The following is a 21,520-nucleotide window of genomic DNA, read 5'->3' as shown; positions in this document are numbered from 1 at the left end:
CGGGTTCAGGTGTAATGCGTCGTCGCGACAAGAAGGAAGGGGCTGCGGCGATGCCGCGGGCGGAAGCGCGGGCGGGGCGGCTCGCGCCGGTGGCACTGGCCGCGGGTCTCGCGTCGATGCTCTGCGGCTGCAGCCAGCCGCTCCTGATCTTCCGGGCGGATGCCAATCCCGAGGCCAGAACGGAGACCGTCGCCGACGAGCCGATCGTCACCGGCAGCATCAGCCGGCGCCCGACGAGCTTCGGCTCGGACCTGGGCGAAGAGGATTGGCGCCGCGCCTACGCCGCACTCTCGGTCGCCCTCGACCCGCAGGGCAATGGCAAGCCGGTGAAGTGGGACAACCCCGAGACCAGCCTGCGCGGCACGATCAACCCGACCGGGCTGCCCTACGTCGCCCACGACCTGATCTGCCGCGATTTCCTCGCCAGCGTGATCGCTCCCGGGAACAACCGCTTCGTGCGCGGCACCGGTTGCAAGCCGTCCGGCGGCGAGTGGGAACTCAAGCGCATCCGCACCGGCAAGGCCGGATCGGGCAAGACGAGCTGAGCGCGAACGATGCGAGGCGGCTCGGCCGCGTGACGCGTTCGGGTTGACGCCGGCCGCGCTTGCGCCGAGTCTCGTCGCCCCTACGTTGCGCGAGAGCAACAGGCCGCCCACATGCGGCCTGGATGGCCGCTGCTCCACAGCCGGCGCGAAACCACGAAGTTCAAGAGACCGATGCGCAATCCCTACGAGGTGCTGGGCGTCCCCAAGGGCGCCGGCGAGGCTGAGATCAAGAAGGCCTACCGCAAGCTCGCCAAGACCTACCATCCGGACACCAACAAGGACGCGAAGGCGAAGGATCGCTTCGCCGAGGCGAACGCCGCCTACGAGATCCTCGGTGAGCCGGAGAAGCGCCGCCAGTTCGACCGTGGCGAGATCGACGCCGACGGCAAGCCGCGCGCGACCGGGTTCGAGGGCTTCGGCGGCGGCCGCGCCGGCGGGTTCGACTTCAACAACGCGGCCCGCGGCCGTGGCGGCCCGGCGGGGGGCGTCGGGGAGGACATCTTCTCGCACCTGTTCGGCGAGGCGTTCCGCGCCGGCGGCGCCGGGCCGGGCCAGCGCCCGCCCGCCCGCGGCGAGGACGTGGCGGCCGAGCTCGGCGTCACCCTCGAGCAGATCGGCAGCGAGGAGAAGCTGCGGGTCGGCCTGCCGGGCGGCCGCGAGTTCGACGTGATGATCCCGAAGGGCGTCGTGGACGGGCAGACGATCCGCCTGCGCGGCCTCGGCTCGCCCGGCGGCCCGCGCTCCGAGCCGGGCGATGCGCTTCTGACGATCCGGGTGCTGCCGCATGCCCGCTTCACCGTCGAGGGCGCCGACCTGCGCGCCACCGTCGACCTGCCGCTCGAGGATGCGGTGCTCGGCGGCGCGATCCGCGTGCCGACCCTGACCGGCGCGGTCGAGATGAAGATGCCGCCGATGACCTCGTCCGGCCGCACCTTCCGCCTCCGCGGCAAGGGCCTGCCGAAGAAGGACGGCACCCGCGGCGACCTGCTCGCCGTCACCGCGATCCAGCTGCCCGCGGACGACGCGGCCCTGACCGAGTTCGTGAGGAGCCGGCGCACCGCGCGGGCCGAGTAGCCGGCGGCGTATCGCGCCGATCCGGCGGACTTCCGTCCCCGACGCGCCTCCGCTAAGGATGCCTCCGGCGCGAGACCGCCGCCCCGTCGAGCGGGGCGGCCGGGAGTCCCGGGTGCCGAAGCGAATTTTCGGGTGTGGCATGGCGGCTTTCGACGCAACGGACGAGCAGGGCGCGGGCAGGGACGCCGCGCCGGGCAGCAACCTGCTCGCGGGCAAGCGCGGCCTCGTGCTCGGCGTCGCCAACAACCGCTCGATCGCCTGGGGCATCGCCAAGAGCGCGCATGCCCACGGTGCCAAGCTGGCCTTCACCTACCAGGGCGACGCCCTGAAGAAGCGCGTCGAGCCCCTGGCGCGCGAGCTCGACGCCCACGTCGTCGGCCATTGCGACGTCACCGACCCGGCCTCGATCGACGCGGTGTTCGCGGCGACCGCCGAGATCTTCCCCGAGGGCATCGACTTCGTCGTCCACTGCATCGCCTTCTCGGACAAGGACGAGCTGACCGGGCGCTACGTCGAGACGACCGAGGCGAACTTCACCAAGTCGCTCATGATCTCGTGCTACTCGTTCACGGCCGTCGCGCAGCGCGCCGAGAAGATCATGCCGAACGGCGGCTCGCTCCTGACGCTGACCTATTACGGCGCCGAGAAGTGGATGCCGCACTACAACGTCATGGGCGTCGCCAAGGCCGCGCTCGAAGCCTCGGTGCGCTACCTCGCCGCCGATCTCGGCCCCTCGAACATCCGCGTCAACGCGATCTCGGCCGGCCCGATCAAGACGCTCGCCGCCTCCGGCATCGGCGACTTCCGCTACATTCTGAAGTGGAACGAGTACAACGCCCCCCTGCGGCGCACGGTGACGATCGGCGAGGTCGGCGAGACCGCCGCCTACCTGATCTCCGACATGTCCCGCGGCATGACCGGCGAGATCCTGCACGTCGACGCCGGCTACCACGTGGTCGGCATGAAGAACCCCGAGGCGCCGGACCTGAGCCTCGACAAGGATTGAGGGCGGGCGCGCCGGCGAAGGCCGGCGTCAATCACCGTCCTCGAAATTCCCCGACAGCTTCAGCCCGGCGATCCAGGTCGCGCCCTGGCGCTTGATCACGCGGTGGGGCTTCGCGCCCCGCTCGTCGAGGATTGCGTCGGCCAGCCGTTCGGAATGGGTCACGAGCCAGACCTGCGTGCGTTCGGCCGCCTTGACGATCATGCGAGCGAGGGGAGCCAGCAGGTCAGGGTGCAGGCTCGCGTCGGGCTCGTTCAGGGCGACGAAAGGCGGAAGCCGGTAGGCGAGCAGGGCTCCCGCGAGGGCGAGGAACCGGAGCATCCCATCGGAGAGCTCGGAGGCTTCGAAGATCCGCTTCGGATAATCGGGAAACACCATCCCGAACCGTGCCTCGCGGCGCCGTCAGTCCGGCACGACCAGATCCGCGATGCCCGCCGCTGCTTCCGGGAACTGCGGGTCCATCGCGTCCAACGTGTCGGCGATGGTGCGGGCGATGACGAGGTTGCGGAACCACTTCCGGTTGGCCGGCACCACGTGCCAGGGCGCGTGCGGCGTCGAGCATCGGGTCAGCGCGTCCGAGAACGCCGCCTGATAGGCATCCCAGGACTTGCGCTCGACCAGGTCGGCCGGATCGAACTTCCAGTGCTTGTCCGGGTTCGCGATCCGCGCTTCCAGGCGCTGCTTCTGCTCGTCCTTCGAGATGTGCAGGAAGAATTTCAGGATGTGGGTCCCCGATTCGGTGAGCAGGCGCTCGAAGTCGTTGATCAAGCCGTAGCGCGCCTGCCAGACCGGCTCCGGCACCAGGCCCTTCACGCGCACGACCAGCACGTCCTCGTAGTGGCTGCGGTTGAACACGCCGATCATCCCGCGCCCGGGCGTGCGCTGGTGGTAGCGCCACAGGAAGTCGTGCTCGCGCTCCTCGGTCGACGGTACCTTGAACGAGGCGACCGTGCAGCCTTGCGGGTTCACGCCTTCCAGGACCGCGCGGATGGTGCCGTCCTTTCCGCCGGTGTCGATCGCCTGGAACACCACGAGCAGGCTGCGCTGCCGCTCGGCGTAGAGCTTTTCCTGAAGCGCCTGGATCCGCGTGCGCTCGGTGGCGAGCGCCGCCTTCGCCCAGTCCTTGTCGAAGCCGCCGTCGGCGTCGGCGTCGACCTTCGCGAGATCGAACCGGCTGCCCGGCACGACGGTGACGATGCCGTCGGCCGCCGCGACGGTGGCGGGCGCGTGCGCATCGATCAGCGCGGGCGCGATGCCTGCGATCTCGGCCGTCGCGGCCGCCCAGAGAGAAGAGGAAGGCGCCTTGCGCCGGGCATCCTGGGCGGAACGGTCCGGCGACTTTGTCACACCGGCTGTCCCCGCCTTATGGCGCCGATCCGTCTTGCGGTGCTTCTTGCTCATGGACAGACCTTCTACCGACCGATCGCGTCCCGGCCTAGATCGGGCACCCGCCTTGCATCCGAGGGCGACCCGAGCCCTTCAGACCGCCATGCCCGTTGGACGCCACCCTCATGAACCCGCCCGCGCAGCCGCCGCGAGACCTTCGCTCAGGACGCGACCGGTGAGGGCGCCGACTGGAACCGCCGGAGCGTGAGGCCCATCCCGACGATCTACTTCATCCGGCACGGGCAGACCGACTGGAATGCCGAGGGGCGCTTGCAGGGGCAGCGCGACATCGGCCTCAACGCCGTCGGTCAGGGGCAGGCGGCGGACGCCGCGGACCGGCTCGCGGCGCTCGCGGGCGACCGGCTCGCCGAGGCCGACTTCATCGCGAGCCCCCTGAGCCGCACGCGGCGCACCATGGAGATCCTGCGCGACCGCCTCGGCCTCGCGCCGACCGAGTACCGCAGCGATCCCCGGCTGATGGAGATCCATTTCGGGGCGTGGGAAGGGCAGACCTGGGCCGAGATCCGCCGCCGCGATCCCGGCGGCGCCGGCGCCCGCGACCGCGACCGCTGGGGCTATCGCCCCTCGGGCACCGGCGCCGAGAGCTACGCGATGCTGACCGAGCGCGTCGCGCCGGTCTTTTCCGACCTGGCGCCGGCCACCGTCGTGGTCGCCCATGGCGGCGTCGCCCGCGCGATGCTGGTGGCGCTCGGCCACCTCGACATCAAGGCCGCCCCGCGGATCGCCGTCCGCCAGGGCTCGGTGCTCGTCGTGGACGCGGCCGGATGGCGCTGGGCCTGAGGTTTGTCGCCGACCGTTCAAGACCCGTTCAAAGGTCCGGTATACAGCGGGGTCTCGGGGCCGGTTCGCACGGCCTCGACCCGATCGGCGGACTGCCTCGATAACGGCACGATCCCGCGTCAGGAACGCGCCTCGATCGCCGGCCGGGTGCGCATGCGAGACAGACGGGAACCCAGCTCCGCCCGGAGCTGGCAGCGGAGCATGCGATGAGTAGCCTCGGCGAGATGATCCGGCCCGAAGCGGACCGGCACCCCGCGGCGACCCCGTCCGACCGGGCCGTGCTGCGCGGCCCTACGCGTCCCGACCTGATCCGCGACGAGGTTCTCGGCGAGATCTTCGCCGAGACCGCGCGGGCACGGGCGGACCATCCGGCGCTGATCGACGGCGCCGCCAAGGACGCGTCGGGCCGGCACCCGCATCTCACCTATGCCGAGGTCTTCGCCCGCGCCGGACGGATCGCGGCGGCTCTCGCCCATCGCGGGATCGGGCCGGGCGACGTGGTCGGCCTGTGGATGGCGCGCGGGCCGGACCTGCTCACCGCCCAGATCGGGATCACGCTGTCCGGCGCCGCCTGGCTGCCGTTCGACGCCGAGGCGCCGGCCGACCGGGTCGCGGTCTGCCTCGGCGACGCCGCCGCGAAGGCCCTGCTGGTCTCCGAGGCGCTGGCCCCGGGCGCGCCCGACGTCGCGCCGGCCCTGACGCTCGATGCGCTGCTCGCCGGCACGCCCGCGGACGCGGCGACGCCGGACCTTCGCGCCGGCGGCCTGACGCCGCAGCATCCCGCCTACCTGATCTACACCTCCGGCTCGACCGGCGTGCCGAAGGGCATCGTCATCAGCCACGCCAACATCTGCCACTTCCTGCGCTCCGGAAACGCGCTCTACGGGATGGCGCCGGACGACGTGGTCTTCCAGGGCGCTTCGGTCGCCTTCGACCTCTCGATGGAGGAGATCTGGGTCCCGTACCTCGTCGGCGCGACGCTGTTCGTCGCGAGCCCGGCGATGATGGGCGACGTCGAGTCGTTGCCCCGGATCATCGCCGAGGCCGGGGTCACTGTGATCGACACCGTGCCGACGCTGCTGGCGATGATCACCGCAGATCTGCCGAGCGTGCGGCTGATCCTGCTCGGCGGCGAGGCGCTTCCCGAGCCGCTGGTCGCACGCTGGGCGACGCCTTCGCGAAAGCTGTTCAACACCTACGGGCCGACCGAGGCTACGGTGGTCGCGACCGCCGCCGAGATGCGCCCGGGCGTGCCGGTGACCATCGGCGGCCCGATCGCGAACTACTCGGTCTACGTCGCCGGCGAGGACCTGCGCCTGCTCGGGCGCGGCGAGCCGGGCGAGCTGCTGATCGGCGGCCCCGGCGTCGCGAAGGGCTACCTGCAGCGGCCGGAGCTGACCGCGGACAAGTTCATCGCCAACCCCTACGCCTCGGACGGCGCCGACCCGCTGCTCTACCGCTCGGGCGACGCGGTCTCGCTCGACGCCGGCGGCAACATCCTGTTCCACGGCCGCATCGACGACCAGGTCAAGATCCGCGGCTTCCGCGTCGAGCTCGGCGAGATCGAGTCGCGGATCCAGGCCCAGCCCGGGATCGCCCAGGCCGCGGTGGTGCTGCGCAACGACGACGGCGTCGACCGGCTGGTCGCGTTCATCGTGCCGGACCGCGGCCACGACCTCGACCGCGCGGCTTTGCGCCGGACGCTGGCCGAGCAGATGCCGCCCTACATGGTGCCCGGCCATTTCGAGGCGGCCGAGGTTCTGCCGCGCCTCACCTCCGGCAAGGTCGACCGCAAGGCGCTTCGCGTCGCGACGCTCACCATCGTCGATGCCGACGACGAGCAGGAGCCCCCGGAGAACCAGACCGAGGCGGCGCTGCTGGCCGCCGCCAAGCAGGTCTTCGGCAACCAGCCGATCGCGCTCGAGGGCGACTTCTTCTCCGACCTCGGCGGCCATTCGCTGCTCGCCGCCCGCTTCGTCGGAGCCGTGCGCGAGGCCCCGGCGCTCGCCGGCATCACGCTGCAGGACGTCTACCGCGAGCGCACCCTGCGCCGGATCTCGGACGCGCTGATCGCCCGCACCGGCGGCGCCGGCATCGAGACCGCGATCCGCGACCTCGCCTTCGTGCCGCCGCCGCTCCGGCGCCGCGCGCTGTGCGGGCTCGCCCAGGCGGTGGCCCTGCCGTTCGTGATCGCGCTCGCGACCGCGCAATGGCTCGGCATCTTCGTCACCTACCTGCTGCTCACCGGCGGCGGCCTCGGCTTCTTCGGCGAGCTCGGCGTGCTGCTCCTCGTCTACGTGGCGATCAACGCGGTGACGGCGACCATCGCGGTCGCGGCCAAGTGGCTCGTCCTCGGCCGCACGAAACCCGGCCGCTACCCGCTCTGGGGCGCGTATTATTTCCGCTGGTGGCTGGCGCAGCGCTTGGCGCCGCTGGTCCACGTCAAGTGGCTGCAGGGCTCGCCCGCGATCGCCGTCTACCTCCGCCTGATGGGCGCGAAGGTCGGCCGCGACACCCTGATCTCCGACATCGAGATCGGTGCCCCGGACCTGCTCTCGATCGGCGACGGCGCGTCGCTCGGCGGCCGCCTCGTCGTCGCCAACGCCGAGATCGTCGGCAACGAGCTGGTGATCGGACGGGTCGAGATCGGCCGGGACGTGGCGGTCGGCACCTCCTGCGTCCTCAGCAACGACACGGTGATCGCCGACAACGCCGAGATCGCCGACCTCACCACCGTTCCGGCCGGCACGCGCATCGGCGCCGCAGAGCGCTGGGACGGCTCGCCCGGACGAAAGGTCGGGATGGCCGACGTCGCGGAGCTTCCGGAGCAGGCCCCGGCCTCGGCCCGGCGCCAGGCCGGCTTCGGGGCGATCTACCTCCTGCTGCTCGGCGCGATCCCCGCCGTCGGCCTGCTGCCGATCTTCCCGGCGTTCTTCATCTTCGACCAGATCTCGGACTCGCTCTCCGACATCACCGACATCGACTACCACTGGTACCTGCCGCTGCTGACATGGCCCACCGCCATGCTGATGACCGCCGGCACGGTGCTGCTCATCGCCGGCATCCGCTGGCTGGTGCTGCCGCGGCGGCGCTCGGGCACCTACTCGATCTGGTCCGGCTTCTACCTGCGCAAGTGGTCGGTGGCGCTCGCCGCCGAGGTGACGCTGGAGACGCTCTCCTCGCTGTTCGCCACCGTCTACATGCGGGCGTGGTACCGCCTGATGGGCGCGCGCATGGGGGAGGGCGCCGAGATCTCGACCAACCTCGGCAGCCGCCACGACCTCGCCGAGGTCGGCAGCCGCAACTTCATCGCCGACGAGGTGGTCTACGGCGAGGAGGAGATCCGCCGCGGCTGGATGCACCTCCAGCCGGCCCGCACGGGCGCGCGGGTGTTCGTCGGCAACGACGCGGTGGTGCCGCCGGGCGCCGACATCCCCGACGACGTGCTGATCGGCATCAAGTCGAAGCCGCCGGCCAACGAGGAGATGGCGCCGGGCGACACCTGGTTCGGCTCGCCGCCGATCAAGCTGCCGTCGCGCCAGCGCGTCGACGTCGGAACGCTGGCCCAGACCTACGAGCCGGGCACGCTGGTCAAGCTCCGCCGCGGCGTGTTCGAGGCGTTCGCGACCTCGTTCTCGCCGATGCTGTACATCACCCTCGCGATCACCGCGATCGACTGGTACTTCTACCCGGCGATCCTGGAGCGCGACTGGAGCGGGCTCGCCGTCAGCTTCGTCACGGTCAGCGTCGCGATCGCGCTGATCCAGTCCGCCGCCGTCATCGGCATGAAGTGGGCGCTGATGGGCGTCTATCAGCCCGGCATGCGGCCGATGTGGTCGTGGTGGGCGATGCGCACCGAGGCCATCGCGGTCGCCTATTGGGGCTTGGCCGGCAAGGTGCTGCTGGAGCATCTCCAGGGCACGCCGTTCCTGCCCTGGGCGCTGCGTCTGTTCGGGGTGAAGGTCGGCGAGGGCGTGTGCATGCTCACCACCGACATCACCGAGTTCGACTGCGTGACGATCGGCGACTTCGCCACCATCAACCGCACCGCCGCCCTGCAGACCCACCTCTACGAGGACCGGATCATGAAGGTCGGCCGCGTCGTGATCGGCCGCGGCGTCTCGGTCGGCGCATTCTCGACGGTGCTCTACGACACCAAGGTCGGCGACTACGCGCGGCTTCGGCCCCTCACCATCGTGATGAAGGGCGAATCGATCCCGGCGCATTCGGAATGGGAAGGCGCACCGGCCGTGCCGGTGGTGCTGACCGCACCGGCCGATCGCGCGGTGGCGTGATCCGGTTGCGGGCGCGAGGCGGGAAAAAGGGCAGGCCGCCCGTTCGGCGCCTGCCCGCTGCGAGGCCCGCTCGAACGAAGTGGCCTCAGGCCACCTCGTCCTTCTTGCCGAGGCGCTTGTCGAGGTAAGTGTCGACCGTCTGGGTCAGCTCGTCGACGCGCCCGTCGAAGAAGTGGTTGGCGCCCTCGACCATCTGGTGCTCGATGATGACGCCCTTCTGGGTCTTCACCTTCTCGATCACCGGCATGACCTCGCGGGCCGGGGCCACGCGATCCTCGGAGCCGTGCACGAACAGGCCGGAGGAGGGGCAGGGCGCGAGGAAAGTGAAGTCGTAGCGGTTGGCCATCGCGGCGATCGAGATGAAACCCTCGATCTCGGGGCGGCGCATCAGCAGCTGCATCCCGATCCACGAGCCGAACGAGACGCCGGCGATCCAGCAGGACTTGGCCTCGGGGTTGACCGACTGCACCCAGTCGAGCGCGGCGGCGGCGTCCGACAGCTCGCCCGAGCCGTGGTCAAAGGCGCCCTGGCTGCGGCCGACGCCGCGGAAGTTGAAGCGCAGGGCCGCGAAGCCGCGATTGGCGAACGTGTAGAAGAGGTTGTACACGATCTGATTGTTCATCGTGCCGCCGAACTGGGGGTGCGGATGCAGCACGATCGCGATCGGCGCGCCCCGCTTCTTGGGGGCCTGATAGCGACCCTCCAGTCGGCCGGCGGGACCGGTGAAGATGACCTCGGGCATAGTGTCCTCGACTCCTGTGGCCATGCCGGGCGAGTCCGCCTGCCCGGATGGCCGTGTACGCCTCGACCTGCGCGGTCGCGCGACCGCCTTGACTCGCCCCGCGCCCGACGTAAAAGCGCTCTTAGAATAATTCTAGGCGATTAGAACTCTTCTAAACAGCGCGGCAGCGTGGTCTTCCCCGACCAGCCTGGAAACGCCGTTCGGCGGTCCGAAACCGTGTCGACGGCGCGGCTTAGCACGCCGACCCGGTGCCAAAGCAAGGAAATGTCGCATCTTTCGCCAGTTGGAGAACGGATGACAGCGGACCGCGCCTATCTCGACCACAACGCCACGTCTCCGGTCCGTCCGGCGGTGTCGCACGCGGTCGTGCGGGCGCTGGCGCTGCCCGGCAACCCGTCCTCCGTCCATGCCGAGGGGCGTGCGGCGCGGGCGATGCTCGAGGATGCCCGCGACAAGCTCGCCCGCCTCGTCGGTGCCGCGGCGTCTCAGGTCACCTTCACCAGTGGCGGCACCGAGGCGGCCAACGCCGTCCTGTCCGGCGCGCTCCGCCGGCGGGGGAGCGCCGCACCGACGCGGCTTCTGATCGGCGCGACCGAGCACCCCTGCGTCACCGCCGGCCACCGCTTCCCGGCCGACGCCGTCGAGGCGCTTCCGGTCCTGGCTTCCGGCGTGCTCGACCTCGATGCGCTGGCGGCGCGGCTCGACGCCCTTCGCGACCGGGACGTGCTCGTCTCGGTTCACGCGGCCAACAACGAGACCGGCGTGATGCAGCCGATCGCCGCCGTCGTGGCCCTGGCGAGGCGGCACGGCCGCACCCTCGTGCACAGCGACGCGGTGCAGGCGGTCGGCAAGATCCCGGTCGATTTCGCTGCGCTCGGGCTCGATGCGCTGACCCTGTCCGGGCACAAGTTCTCGGCGCCGAAGGGCGTCGGCGCGCTGGTGCTGCGGGACGACGCGCAGCTCGACGCGGCCTTCGTCCGCGGCGGCGGCCAGGAGGCGCGGCTGCGCTGCGGCACCGAGAACCTTCCCGGGCTCGTCGGGATGGGCGAGGCGGCGGAGATCGCCCGCCTCGCGCTGGATACGGAATCCCAGCGCGTCGCGCAGCTGCGCGACGCGCTGGAGGAGGCGGTGCTGGCCCGCGCGCCGGACGGGGTGGTGTTCGGCCGTGACGCCGAGCGGTTGCCGAACACCCTGTGCTTCGCGGTGCCGGGGCTCGATGCGCCGACCGCCTTGATCGCCTTCGATCTCGCCGGCGTGGCGGTGTCGTCGGGATCGGCCTGCGCGTCGGGCAAGGTGGCGCGGTCGCCGGTCCTGGCGGCGATGGGCGTGAGCCCTGCGCTGGGCGCGGGGGCGCTACGCGTCAGCCTCGGCTGGAATACGGGGGAGGGCGACACTGCGCGCTTCCTCGGTGCCTTCGAACGGGTCGTCGAGACCCTATATAGACGGCGAGGGCTTGCGGCCTGAGCGCCGCGCCGACGCCATCTCACATGGAAGCCTCCGGTCCTTGAAACCGGCGATGCTTAGGAGACGCTGATGCCTGCCGTGCAGGAAACCATCGATCGGGTCCGCTCGATCGACCTCGACCAGTACAAGTACGGCTTCGAGACCACCATCGAGATGGAGAAGTCCGAGAAGGGCATCTCCGAGGATGTGGTGCGCTTCATCTCGGCCAAGAAGGACGAGCCGGAGTGGATGCTCGCTTGGCGGCTCGACGCCTACAAGCGCTGGCAGACCATGCAGGAGCCGGACTGGGCCCGCGTCGCCTACGACAAGGTCGACTACAACAACATCTACTACTACGCCGCGCCGAAGCGTCCGGCGGCGATGTCGCTCGACGAGATCGACCCCGAGATCCTGAAGACCTACGAGAAGCTCGGCATCCCGCTCCGCGAGGTCGAGGTGCTGGAGGGCATCGCCCCCGAGCGCCGCGTCGCCGTGGACGCCGTGTTCGACTCGGTCTCGGTCGCGACGACGTTCAAGGCCGAGCTGTCGAAGGCCGGCGTGATCTTCATGCCGATCTCGGAGGCGATCCGCGAGTACCCGGACCTCGTCAGGAAGTACCTCGGCTCGGTCGTGCCGGTGACCGACAACTTCTTCGCCACGCTGAACTCGGCCGTCTTCTCGGACGGCTCGTTCGTCTACATCCCGCCGGGCGTGCGCTGCCCGATGGAGCTGTCGACCTACTTCCGCATCAACGAGCGCGACACCGGCCAGTTCGAGCGCACGCTGATCATCGCCGACAAGGGCTCCTACGTCTCGTATCTCGAGGGCTGCACCGCCCCGAAGCGCGACGACAACCAGCTGCACGCCGCGGTGGTCGAGCTCGTCGCCCTGGAGGACGCCGAGATCAAGTACTCGACCGTCCAGAACTGGTACCCGGGCGACAACGAGGGCAAGGGCGGCATCTACAACTTCGTGACCAAGCGCGGCGATTGCCGCGGCGACAACTCGAAGATCTCGTGGACGCAGGTCGAGACCGGATCGGCGATCACATGGAAGTACCCGTCCTGCATCCTGCGCGGCGACAATTCCCGCGGCGAGTTCTACTCGATCGCGGTGTCGAACGGCATGCAGCAGGTCGATTCCGGCACCAAGATGATCCACCTCGGTAAGAACACCACCAGCCGGATCATCTCGAAGGGCATCTCGGCGGGCCGCTCGCAGAACACCTATCGCGGCCTCGTCTCGGCGCACAAGAAGGCCTCGAACGCGCGCAACTTCACCAATTGCGACAGCCTGCTGATCGGCGACCAGTGCGGGGCGCACACCGTGCCCTACATCGAGTCGAAGAACGCGTCCGCGGTGTTCGAGCACGAGGCCACCACCTCGAAGATCTCCGAGGACCAGAAGTTCTACTGCCTGCAGCGCGGCCTCTCCGAGGAGGAGGCGACCGCGCTCATCGTCAACGGCTTCGTCCGCGACGTGCTGCAGCAGTTGCCGATGGAGTTCGCGGTCGAGGCTCAGAAGCTGATCTCGATCAGCCTCGAAGGCTCGGTGGGGTAGGCAACACGCGATGGCCTTCGCGTTCGACACCCTGCAGTTCACCCACTTGAACAGGTGGGTGTCGGACGCGAGCAGGCCGTCGCGCGCGCTGAACCGGCACGCGACATGATCATCGCCGATTCCGCGACCAAGGCGGATTTGGCGGATATGGAGAAGACGCTGAGGTTGGACCTCAAGGCGTTGAAGGCGGGGATCGACGGTTCGCTGCGCGAACTCGAACTCCGAATGAACGTGAAGCTCGGGGCGATCATCGCGGCCGCCGTCGCCGTGATCGCAGCGCTTCAAAAAATTTCTCTGACGGGACCGCAGGGCGATACCGTCGCACACCATCTTCGGGACTACGCGAACATGCTCGAAATCAAGAACCTCGTCGTGCAGATCGAGGACAACCGCATCCTCAACGGCCTGAACCTCACCGTGAACGACGGCGAGGTCGCCGCGATTATGGGTCCGAACGGCTCCGGCAAGTCGACGCTCTCCTACGTCATCGCCGGCAAGGAGGACTACGAGGTCCTCGACGGCGAGATCCTGCTCGACGGCCAGAACGTGCTGGAAATGGGCGCGGACGAGCGCGCCGCGGCCGGCGTGTTCCTCGCCTTCCAGTATCCGCTGGAGATCCCGGGCGTCGGCACGATGACCTTCCTCAAGGCTTGCCTCAACGCCCAGCGCCGCGCCCGCGGCGAGGCCGAGATCGCGACCCCGGACTTCATCCGCCAGGTCAACGCGGCGGCCGAGAAGCTCGAGATCAACAAGGACATGCTCCGCCGCGCCCTCAACGTCGGGTTCTCCGGCGGCGAGAAGAAGCGCATGGAGATCCTGCAGATGGCACTGCTGCAGCCGAAGTTCTGCGTGCTCGACGAGACGGATTCCGGCCTCGACATCGACGCGTTGCGCATCGTCTCCGAGGGCGTCAACGCCCTGCGCGCGCAGGGCCGCTCGTTCCTGGTCATCACCCACTACCAGCGCCTGCTCGACTACATCGTGCCCGACACCGTGCACGTCATGTCGAAGGGTCTCATCGTGAAGACCGGCGGCAAGGAGCTCGCCAAGGAACTCGAGGCCTCCGGCTACGCCGAGTACCGCACCAACGAGGCTGCGTAAGCCCATGGCCGACATCGCCAATCTCCGCACCAGCGCCGAGACCGGTCTCTCGACCCTGTTCGAGACCGCCCGCAAGGGGTTCGGCAGCGAAACCGCGATCTCCCGCGAGGAGGCGTTCCGCTTCTTCGAGGCCGCCGGCCTGCCGAGCCGCCGCGTCGAGGCGTTCAAGTACACCGACCTGCGTGCCGCGATGCAGGAAGCCGCGCCGTCGGCCGAGACGCCGGCGCTCGACCTCGCCACGTCCGCCGTCGCCGCCGCGACCGCGTTCTCGGCAATCGAGGCGGTGCGACTGACCTTCGTCAACGGCCACCTGATCCGCGAGCTGTCCGATCTCGATCGCGTGCCCGCCGGCGTCTCGGTATCGCCGCTGAACGAGGCCCTGAGCCGGGGCGATGCGCGCCTGAAGAACCTTGCGCCGGTGGCGCAGGCCCGCGAGAACCCGATCTATCAGCTGAACACCGCCTTCCTTGCCGACGGCGCGCTGATCTCGGTGGAGGCCGGCGCCAAGGTCGAGACCCCGCTGCACCTGCGCTTCGTCGGCGCCGGGGCGGAGGGCTTCTCCACCGCGACGCGCGTTCTGGTCGAGGTCGCCGACGGCGCCGAGTTCACCTTGCTCGAGACGCACGAGGGCCCGAACGGGCTGACCTACCAGCCGAACGACGCCCTCGACGTCCATGTCGGCAAGCATGCCGCCTTCCGGCACGCACGGATCAACCGCGAGGGCGACAAGGCGATCGCGCTCTCGACCATCTGCGTGCGGCTCGACGACGAGTCGAGGCTGGAGACGGTGAACCTCGTCACCGGCGCCGTGCTGTCGCGCCACCAGATCTACATGCACGTGGCCGGCGAGAACGTGAACGCGGTCGTCAACGGCGCGGCGATGCTCGGCGACGGGCAGCTCGCCGACTCGACGCTGCTGGCCGACCATGCGGCGGTCGGCGGCGTCGGCCGCGAGATGTTCAAGACGGTGATCGACGGCGACGCCACCGGCGTGTTCCAGGGCAAGATCATCGTCCGCCAGATCGCGCAGAAGACCGACGGCAAGATGAAGTCCGATTGCCTGCTCCTCTCCGACGAGGGGCAGATGATGAACAAGCCGGAGCTCGAGATCTTCGCCGACGACGTCGCCTGCGGCCATGGCGCCACCTGCGGCGCCCCGGACCAGGACCTGCTGTTCTACCTCATGGCGCGCGGCCTGCCGAAGCCGATCGCCGAGAGCCTGCTGGTGCAGGCCTTCGTCGGCGAAGCGGTGGAGTCGGTCACGCACGAGGGCGCCCGCGCGGCACTCATCGGCGAGATCGAGGCTTGGCTGGCCTCGCGGGGGTGATCGGCCCCGGTCGCGCGCATCCTGGAAAATGGGTGATGTGACCGCGATCCCTCCCAGAACTTCATCCTGAGGCGCCCACGTCGGTGGGCCTCGAAGGAGGAGACGAGGGATCGCACTATCTCTGGAGACCTCCGTCGAGGCCTCCGCTTCGCTTCGGCACCTCTGGACGAGGCTGCAGGTTGGAGGGGCGATGCTTGCGAAAGACCGCCGGTTCGAGGCCGACACCATGAACGCTCCTCTCCGCCAGCCTACCTACGACGTCGAGGCGATCCGGGCGCAATTCCCGATCCTTTCGGAAAAAGTCTACGGCAAGCCGCTGGTCTACCTCGACAACGCCGCCTCGTCGCAGAAGCCGCGCGCGGTGATCGACGCGATGGTCACCTGCATGGAGAGCGGCTACGCCAACGTCCATCGCGGCCTGCACTTCATGGCCAACGCCGCGACCGAGGGGTTCGAGGGTGCCCGCGAGACCACGCGGCAGTTCCTGAATGCCGCGTCGACCGACGAGATCATCTTCACCCGCAACGCCACCGAGGCCTACAACCTCGTGGCCGCGTCGATGGGCTGGGCCGGGATGATCGGGGAGGGGGACGAGATCATCCTCTCGATCATGGAGCACCATTCCAACATCGTGCCCTGGCACTTCCTGCGCGAACGCCGCGGGGCCGTCATCAAGTGGGCGCCGGTCGACGACGAGGGCAACTTCCTCGTCGAGGACTACGAGAAGCTGTTCACGCCGCGCACCAAGATGGTCGCGATCACGCAGATGTCGAACGTGCTGGGCACGGTCACGCCGGCGGCCGAGATCGTCCGCATCGCCCACGCCCACGGCGTGCCGGTGCTGCTCGACGGCGCGCAGAGCGCGGTGCATCAGCCGGTCGACGTGCGGGCGCTCGATTGCGACTTCTTCGTCTTCACCGGTCACAAGGTCTACGGCCCGACCGGGATCGGCGTGCTCTACGGCAAGAAGGAATGGCTGGAGCGCCTGCCGCCCTACCAGGGCGGCGGTGAGATGATCCGCACGGTCAGCCAGGAGGCGATCACCTACAACGATCCGCCGCATCGGTTCGAGGCGGGCACGCCGGCGATCGTCGAGGCCGTCGGCCTCGGCGCGGCGCTGGAGTTCATGATGTCGGTCGGGCGCGACAAGATCGCGGCGCACGAGGCCGCGCTCACCGCCTATGCCCAGGAACGGCTCGGCGCGATGAATGCGATCCGGCAGATCGGCACCGCGAAGGGCAAGGGCGGCGTCATCGCCTTCGAGATGAAGGGCGCCCATGCCCACGACATCGCGACGGTGATCGACCGTTCGGGCGTCGCGGTCCGGGCCGGCACGCATTGCGCGATGCCGCTGCTCACCCGCTTCGGCGTCACCTCGACCTGCCGCGCCTCGTTCGGGATGTACAATACCCAGGCCGAGATCGACGTGCTGGCCGAGGCGCTCGCCCGCGCCGAGATGATGTTCGCCTGAGCGTTTGGACTGGGTCGCCCCCCTGTCGCGGTGGCCCGATGAGGAGATGAGCATGAGCAGCGACGCGACGATCACCGGAGGCGCCAACACGCCGAAGGTCGCCGGAGCCGAGGGCGTGCCGCCCGCCGAGCTCGACCGGCTGACCGACGATATCGTGGCCGCGCTGAAGTCGGTCTACGATCCCGAGATCCCAGCCGACATCTACGAGCTCGGCCTGATCTACAAGGTCGACATCGACGACGACCGCAAGGTCGCGATCGACATGACGCTGACGGCTCCGGGCTGCCCGGTCGCCGGCGAGATGCCGGGCTGGGTCGAGGATGCGGTCGCCAAGGTCCCGGGCGTCCAATCCTGCGCGGTGACGATGGTGTTCGATCCGCCGTGGGATCAGAGCCGCATGTCCGACGAGGCCCGCGTCGCCCTCGACATGTGGTGAGCGTCACCGAGCGGTATGGACCGTGCTCCGCGCGATCCTTATCTTAAGACCGTACGCGCACCCTCAACCGCCCGGGCCTTGAACCCGGCTGCCGGAGAGACACCGATGTCCACGAGTTTCAAGGTCATGTCGCTGACGGATGCGGCAGCCGACCGCATCAAGGCGATCATCGCCGACGCCGACCGGCCGATCGCGGGCCTGCGGGTCGGCGTGAAGAACGGCGGCTGCGCAGGGATGTCCTACACGATGGAATATGCCGAGGATCGCAAGCCCGGCGAGGACATGGTCGAGGATCGCGGCGTGAAGGTCTTCGTCGATCCGAAGGCGCTGCTGTTCCTGCTCGGCACGCAGATGGACTTCCAGTCCAGCAAGCTCGCCTCGCAGTTCGTGTTCAACAACCCGAACCAGACCTCGGCCTGCGGCTGCGGCGAGTCCGTCGCGATCACGCCGGTCGGCCCGGAGCGGCTGCTCGCCTCGGCCTGAACCCGCGATCAGGCGACCGCGGCGACGAGGTCCGCCGTGGTCGCATCGTCGAGCGTGCGGTTGCGGCCGGCGCGCTTGGCGGCGAACATGCACAGGTCCGCACGCTCCAGCAACGAGACCGGCGTGTCGCCGCGGCGGTAGCACGCCACGCCGAGCGAGATCGTGACCTTCCCGAGCGATTCCCCGGTCGAGCGCTTGATCAGCTCCCGGCCCATCACGCTGGTTCGGACTTTCTCCGCGATGGCGTAGGCCGTTTCCCGGTTCGTGCCGGGCAGCAGGATGCCGAACTCCTCGCCGCCGAAACGGGCGAGCATCGCGCCCTTCTCGACGCTTTCCCGCATGACGACGGCGACCAGGCGCAGCACCTGATCGCCGGTGAGGTGGCCGTAGAGGTCGTTGAAGCGCTTGAAGAAATCGATGTCGAGCACGACGAGGCTCGAGGACGTGCCGAGCGAGGCGCGATCGAGCGCCTTGTGCAGCATCTCCTCGAAATGCTTGCGGTTCGCCAGCCCGGTCAGGGGATCCGTCAGGCTCTCGATCCGCGTCGCCTCGAGCTTCTCGCGCAGGGATTCGACCTCGGTGCGGCTTTCCCGCATCCGCGCCTCGAGGGTCCGGTTGTTCGAGGCGACTTCCCGCGTCGTCGCGACCAGGGTGGCCACGATCTCGCGCAGGCGCGCCCGGTTCAGCGTCGAGACCGAGAGGTCGTGGCTCAGAGCGCGCAACGACTCGCCGTACTGCGCGGCCGAGCCGAGCGAGAGGTCGAGCATCTCCATGACGCCCTCGATCTCGGTCAGCATCGTCGCGCCGGTCTCTCCGGCGGCCGTGACGTAGCGCGAGCCGCCGAGATAGCTGTCGTAGAGATCGTCGACGTCCGAGGCGGACAATCCCGCGTTCGTCGCGGTGAGACGCTTGATCGCGTCGTTCATCAGCGGCTGATCGCCGGAGACGTAGGTGTACCAGACGGCGTAGGCCCGCGGTGTCGCCGAGGGCCCGTAATCGCGCATCAGCTCCTGGGCGCGGCGCGCCAGGGCGAAGCTGCGATCGCGGTCGGCATAAAGCCCTTCGCTCATCCGATCCCCATCGTCCATCGCCGCCCCGTCGCGTCGGCGTTCGGGTCGGACGCCGCAAGCTACCTTAAGGAGCGTGGACGGAGGGTTAAGGCCGAGGTCGCGATCTGCGGCTCAATCCTGCTTCTTGATCACCGCCGGCCGCAGCATGAAGGCCGGAACGTGCTCGCCGAGACCGACGGGCGTATCGCCGTCCTCGTCGCGGCGGCGCCCATAGCCGCGCTCGTCGCGCGACCGCTCCTGCGGCGGGCGAGCCGCGGGGGCGGGAGTTCGCTCGGGACGCGGCCGCGCCTCGGCTGCCGGACGGCGCGGTGCCTCCCGCCGCGCCTCGTCCGGTCGCCGCTGAGGCTCGCGCCGAGGCGATGTCTCCGCGACCGAGTCGGACTCTAGGTTGGCGGAAGGCTCCGTCTTGACGGAATCCCTCCGTCCACGCGACGAACGCGCCTCCCGCGGCGCCTCGGCCTCGGCGGGGACCTTTCGGCCGCGTCGCGCGGAATCGCCGGCGCGTCCGCGATGGCGGGTGCGCGTCTCGCCCTCGTCGGTGCCTTCCTGGCTCGGCGCGGCGGTGTCGAGGTCCCCGTCCATCCACGGGATCGGCTGCCCGATCAGCGACTCGATCGCCTGGAGCGAGCGGTCGTCGCTGCGGCTGACCAGGGTGAAGGCCGCCCCCGAGCGGCCGGCGCGGCCGGTGCGGCCGATGCGGTGGACGTAATCCTCGGGATGGTTCGGAACGTCGAAGTTGAAGACGTGGCTCACCGCGGGGATGTCGAGGCCGCGCGCCGCGACGTCGCTCGCGACCAGCAAGGCCGTCTCGCCGCCGCGGAAGGCATCGAGGGCGGTGGTGCGCGAGCGCTGGTCCATGTCGCCATGAAGCGCGGCGGCATCGAAGCCGTGGCTCACCAGCGACTTCTGCAGCAGCGCGACGTCGCGCTTGCGGTTGCAGAAGATGATGCCGTTCTTCAGGTCGGCCTCGCCGCGGATCAGCTTGCGCAGGCGCTCGCGCTTGGCGCTGCCGTCCGACGAGGTCGCGACCAGACGCTGCACGATGGTCGAGGCGGTGGAGGCGGCGCGCGCCACCTCGATCCGCTCGGGATTGTGCAGGAAGATGTCGGCAAGCCGCTCGATCTCCGGCGGCATGGTCGCGGAGAAGAACAGCGTCTGGCGGGTGAACGGCACCATCTTCACGATGCGCTCGATGTCGGGGATGAACCCCATGTCGAGCATGCGGTCGGCCTCGTCGATGACCAGGAGCTCGACGCCGCTGAGCAGCAGCTTGCCGCGCTCGAAATGGTCGAGCAGGCGCCCCGGCGTCGCGATCAGCACGTCGGTGCCCCGGGTCAGCTTGGCGTCCTGGTCGGCGAAGGAGACGCCGCCGATGATCAGCGCGACGTTGAGCTTGTGGTTGGTGCCATAGCGATCGAAATTCTCGACCACCTGCGCCGCCAGCTCGCGGGTCGGCTCGAGGATCAGCGTCCGCGGCATCCGCGCCCGCGCCCGCCCGTTCTCGAGCATCGTCAGCATCGGCAGGGTGAACGCGGCCGTCTTGCCGGTGCCGGTCTGCGCGATGCCGAGGACGTCGCGCCGGGCGAGCACGTGCGGGATCGCCTGGCTCTGGATCGGCGTCGGTTCCGTGTAGCCGGCGGCGGTGACGGCCTGGAGGACCTTATCGCTCAATCCGAGATCGGCAAATGACATAATCTTTTGAGAACCGTTGCGCGCGGGGTCGGGCAGGGCCGGCGCGGAGGACATCGTCGCGGCGACGGCAGCGACGGCCGGTCGGGTCGACGGCCCGCCGCGCCTGCGAGTGCGCGGGACACTTAGGCCCTTGCAACCACTTGTCAATCTGATGCACCCGGACGAGCCGGGGTTTCCCCCTCCGAAAGGTGCGAAGACTGCCCCTTATGGGCGGAGGCCACGCATGCCCTAGGGGAGGTTGCAGGGATCGAGCCTCACGGCGCGAACGCCCTGCGCGATCGAGCCGGTCGTCTCCGGATCGGCGATCGTCCCCCTCGACGTCGCCTGAGCCATACGGGTCGGCTCGGCGTTCCGATCGGCCCGCGCAAAGTGATGGGCTGCCACGAGGGCGACGATCGCGGCGACGCCGGTGGTCTGGATCGTCCAGCGCAGGATGCCGTGCGACTTCGCCGACCCGATGTCTTCGCTCATTGCGCACCTTTCCGCCGAATTCCGGCCCCTCGCGGAGATCGACGGTGAAGGCTCATGGTTAATCTTCGCCTTACGGCCGCAACGGCTTCCGAGGGAGGAAATAAAATGCCACCGCCCGAGCAGGGTCATGACATATGATAAGCACGGCTCCGGTCTTCGGTAAATCGATCGTGAATCCCGGACAACAGAACGAGGCGTGGGGCGAACCCTGATCTTTCCTGCCGGACCATGTGCGCCAAGACACACCTGCGAACGACATCGCGTAAGCCGGGCGTAACCTTCATCTTTCGTTGACCGCTTCCGGGTCATCTGAGCGAGCTTGTTGCAGGAAAGCGACAGACCGAGCGGGCAACCCGGCTTAGAACAAACTCGGCTTTGCCAACCAGGACCTGGAAAAAAATGAAGAGCCTTCTCCTCGCCACGACCGTTCTCGCCGGCCTCACCGCCGTCGCGTCCGCCGCCGACCTTCCGCGTCGCGCTCCGCCGCCGGTGTTCACCCCGGTTCCGGTGTTCACCTGGACGGGCGCGTACTTCGGTATCAACGCCGGCTACGGCTTCGATGCCAGCGATCGCCGCGGCGCCACCGTCGTCGGCGTCTCGCCCGGCAACGCGATCTTCGC

General features: G+C 69.3%; 17 protein-coding genes and 2 pseudogenes. 13 read left to right on the top strand and 6 right to left on the bottom strand.

From position 1 onward, the window contains the following. The first annotated feature begins 14 nt into the window (after positions 1-14). From MKK70_RS00410 to fabI, 3 genes are all read left to right on the top strand, one after another. Complete coding sequence (locus tag MKK70_RS00410; protein WP_243945327.1) at positions 15-545, top strand: RT0821/Lpp0805 family surface protein; 531 nt, start codon at positions 15-17, stop codon at positions 543-545. Between the two features lie 171 nt (positions 546-716). Then, on the top strand, positions 717-1,619 hold the full coding sequence (locus MKK70_RS00405) for a DnaJ C-terminal domain-containing protein (RefSeq protein ID WP_243932344.1): 903 nt from the start codon (positions 717-719) through the stop codon (positions 1,617-1,619). Between the two features lie 139 nt (positions 1,620-1,758). Beyond that, positions 1,759-2,625, top strand: a complete 867-nt coding sequence (gene fabI / locus MKK70_RS00400; protein ID WP_243932978.1) for an enoyl-ACP reductase FabI — start codon at positions 1,759-1,761, stop codon at positions 2,623-2,625. 27 nt (positions 2,626-2,652) lie between these two features. Here fabI and MKK70_RS00395 read toward each other — a convergent pair. Both MKK70_RS00395 and MKK70_RS00390 read right to left on the bottom strand, forming a co-directional pair. Further along, a pseudogene (locus MKK70_RS00395) lies at positions 2,653-3,018 on the bottom strand (AAA family ATPase); the annotation flags it as partial. 6 nt (positions 3,019-3,024) lie between these two features. Then, positions 3,025-4,023: a polyphosphate kinase 2 family protein gene (locus MKK70_RS00390; protein WP_243945325.1), complete on the bottom strand. Its 999-nt coding sequence runs from the start codon at positions 4,021-4,023 to the stop codon at positions 3,025-3,027. Positions 4,024-4,212: 189 nt separating this feature from the next. Between MKK70_RS00390 and MKK70_RS00385 the strand changes: the two genes are divergently transcribed. Together MKK70_RS00385 and MKK70_RS00380 are read left to right on the top strand one after the other, a co-directional pair. Beyond that, on the top strand, positions 4,213-4,809 hold the full coding sequence (locus tag MKK70_RS00385; RefSeq protein WP_147728844.1) for a histidine phosphatase family protein: 597 nt from the start codon (positions 4,213-4,215) through the stop codon (positions 4,807-4,809). 206 nt (positions 4,810-5,015) lie between these two features. Continuing rightward, a complete protein-coding gene (locus MKK70_RS00380) occupies positions 5,016-9,104 on the top strand; it encodes a Pls/PosA family non-ribosomal peptide synthetase (RefSeq protein WP_409568229.1) in 4,089 nt (1,362 codons plus the stop codon). 85 nt (positions 9,105-9,189) lie between these two features. Here the strand turns inward: MKK70_RS00380 and MKK70_RS00375 are convergent, their stop codons facing one another. Then, positions 9,190-9,846: an alpha/beta hydrolase gene (locus MKK70_RS00375; RefSeq protein WP_147726378.1), complete on the bottom strand. Its 657-nt coding sequence runs from the start codon at positions 9,844-9,846 to the stop codon at positions 9,190-9,192. Positions 9,847-10,140: 294 nt separating this feature from the next. Here MKK70_RS00375 and MKK70_RS00370 point away from each other — a divergent pair, with 294 nt between their 5' ends. The 7 genes from MKK70_RS00370 to sufA all read left to right on the top strand — a co-directional run bounded on the left by MKK70_RS00370 (position 10,141) and on the right by sufA (position 17,667). After that, the gene (locus MKK70_RS00370) at positions 10,141-11,310 is read left to right on the top strand and encodes a cysteine desulfurase family protein (RefSeq protein ID WP_243945323.1); all 1,170 of its coding nucleotides are present in this window, start codon (positions 10,141-10,143) and stop codon (positions 11,308-11,310) included. Between the two features lie 69 nt (positions 11,311-11,379). Then, positions 11,380-12,849, top strand: coding sequence for a Fe-S cluster assembly protein SufB (sufB, locus tag MKK70_RS00365; protein WP_147726380.1), 1,470 nt, complete (start codon positions 11,380-11,382; stop codon positions 12,847-12,849). Positions 12,850-13,197: 348 nt separating this feature from the next. Beyond that, a complete protein-coding gene (gene sufC / locus MKK70_RS00360; RefSeq protein ID WP_147726382.1) occupies positions 13,198-13,950 on the top strand; it encodes a Fe-S cluster assembly ATPase SufC in 753 nt (250 codons plus the stop codon). Positions 13,951-13,954: 4 nt separating this feature from the next. After that, complete coding sequence (locus MKK70_RS00355; RefSeq protein ID WP_243945321.1) at positions 13,955-15,277, top strand: SufB/SufD family protein; 1,323 nt, start codon at positions 13,955-13,957, stop codon at positions 15,275-15,277. Between the two features lie 226 nt (positions 15,278-15,503). Beyond that, on the top strand, positions 15,504-16,748 hold the full coding sequence (locus MKK70_RS00350) for a cysteine desulfurase (RefSeq protein WP_243945334.1): 1,245 nt from the start codon (positions 15,504-15,506) through the stop codon (positions 16,746-16,748). A 52-nt stretch (positions 16,749-16,800) separates the two neighbouring features. Then, a complete protein-coding gene (locus MKK70_RS00345) occupies positions 16,801-17,184 on the top strand; it encodes an SUF system Fe-S cluster assembly protein (RefSeq protein ID WP_147726384.1) in 384 nt (127 codons plus the stop codon). Between the two features lie 105 nt (positions 17,185-17,289). Further along, on the top strand, positions 17,290-17,667 hold the full coding sequence (gene sufA, locus MKK70_RS00340; RefSeq protein ID WP_147726385.1) for a Fe-S cluster assembly scaffold SufA: 378 nt from the start codon (positions 17,290-17,292) through the stop codon (positions 17,665-17,667). Positions 17,668-17,675: 8 nt separating this feature from the next. Here the strand turns inward: sufA and MKK70_RS00335 are convergent, their stop codons facing one another. The 3 genes from MKK70_RS00335 to MKK70_RS00325 form a co-directional block, all read right to left on the bottom strand. Then, complete coding sequence (locus tag MKK70_RS00335; RefSeq protein WP_147726386.1) at positions 17,676-18,737, bottom strand: GGDEF domain-containing protein; 1,062 nt, start codon at positions 18,735-18,737, stop codon at positions 17,676-17,678. A 111-nt stretch (positions 18,738-18,848) separates the two neighbouring features. Continuing rightward, a complete protein-coding gene (locus tag MKK70_RS00330; RefSeq protein WP_147859702.1) occupies positions 18,849-20,429 on the bottom strand; it encodes a DEAD/DEAH box helicase in 1,581 nt (526 codons plus the stop codon). Between the two features lie 228 nt (positions 20,430-20,657). Continuing rightward, complete coding sequence (locus MKK70_RS00325) at positions 20,658-20,900, bottom strand: hypothetical protein (protein WP_243945319.1); 243 nt, start codon at positions 20,898-20,900, stop codon at positions 20,658-20,660. A 399-nt stretch (positions 20,901-21,299) separates the two neighbouring features. Here MKK70_RS00325 and MKK70_RS00320 point away from each other — a divergent pair. Continuing rightward, a pseudogene (locus MKK70_RS00320) lies at positions 21,300-21,520 on the top strand (porin family protein); the annotation flags it as partial.

Source organism: Methylobacterium sp. E-041 (assembly GCF_022829665.1).
Taxonomy (GTDB): Bacteria; Pseudomonadota; Alphaproteobacteria; order Rhizobiales; family Beijerinckiaceae; genus Methylobacterium.
Note: the sequence above shows the minus strand (reverse complement) of the source record. Positions and strands in the feature narration are given on the sequence as shown.

Coding starts and splice junctions, on each gene's coding strand:
- MKK70_RS00350 (WP_243945334.1), top strand. CDS start 15,504: ATGAACGCTCCTCTCCGCCAGCCTACCTACGACGTCGAGGCGATCCGG.
- sufB (WP_147726380.1), top strand. CDS start 11,380: ATGCCTGCCGTGCAGGAAACCATCGATCGGGTCCGCTCGATCGACCTC.
- MKK70_RS00325 (WP_243945319.1), bottom strand. CDS start 20,900: ATGAGCGAAGACATCGGGTCGGCGAAGTCGCACGGCATCCTGCGCTGG.
- MKK70_RS00380 (WP_409568229.1), top strand. CDS start 5,016: ATGAGTAGCCTCGGCGAGATGATCCGGCCCGAAGCGGACCGGCACCCC.
- sufA (WP_147726385.1), top strand. CDS start 17,290: ATGTCCACGAGTTTCAAGGTCATGTCGCTGACGGATGCGGCAGCCGAC.
- MKK70_RS00375 (WP_147726378.1), bottom strand. CDS start 9,846: ATGCCCGAGGTCATCTTCACCGGTCCCGCCGGCCGACTGGAGGGTCGC.
- MKK70_RS00370 (WP_243945323.1), top strand. CDS start 10,141: ATGACAGCGGACCGCGCCTATCTCGACCACAACGCCACGTCTCCGGTC.
- MKK70_RS00330 (WP_147859702.1), bottom strand. CDS start 20,429: ATGTCATTTGCCGATCTCGGATTGAGCGATAAGGTCCTCCAGGCCGTC.
- sufC (WP_147726382.1), top strand. CDS start 13,198: ATGCTCGAAATCAAGAACCTCGTCGTGCAGATCGAGGACAACCGCATC.
- MKK70_RS00335 (WP_147726386.1), bottom strand. CDS start 18,737: ATGAGCGAAGGGCTTTATGCCGACCGCGATCGCAGCTTCGCCCTGGCG.
- fabI (WP_243932978.1), top strand. CDS start 1,759: ATGGCGGCTTTCGACGCAACGGACGAGCAGGGCGCGGGCAGGGACGCC.
- MKK70_RS00390 (WP_243945325.1), bottom strand. CDS start 4,023: ATGAGCAAGAAGCACCGCAAGACGGATCGGCGCCATAAGGCGGGGACA.
- MKK70_RS00410 (WP_243945327.1), top strand. CDS start 15: ATGCGTCGTCGCGACAAGAAGGAAGGGGCTGCGGCGATGCCGCGGGCG.
- MKK70_RS00355 (WP_243945321.1), top strand. CDS start 13,955: ATGGCCGACATCGCCAATCTCCGCACCAGCGCCGAGACCGGTCTCTCG.
- MKK70_RS00345 (WP_147726384.1), top strand. CDS start 16,801: ATGAGCAGCGACGCGACGATCACCGGAGGCGCCAACACGCCGAAGGTC.
- MKK70_RS00405 (WP_243932344.1), top strand. CDS start 717: ATGCGCAATCCCTACGAGGTGCTGGGCGTCCCCAAGGGCGCCGGCGAG.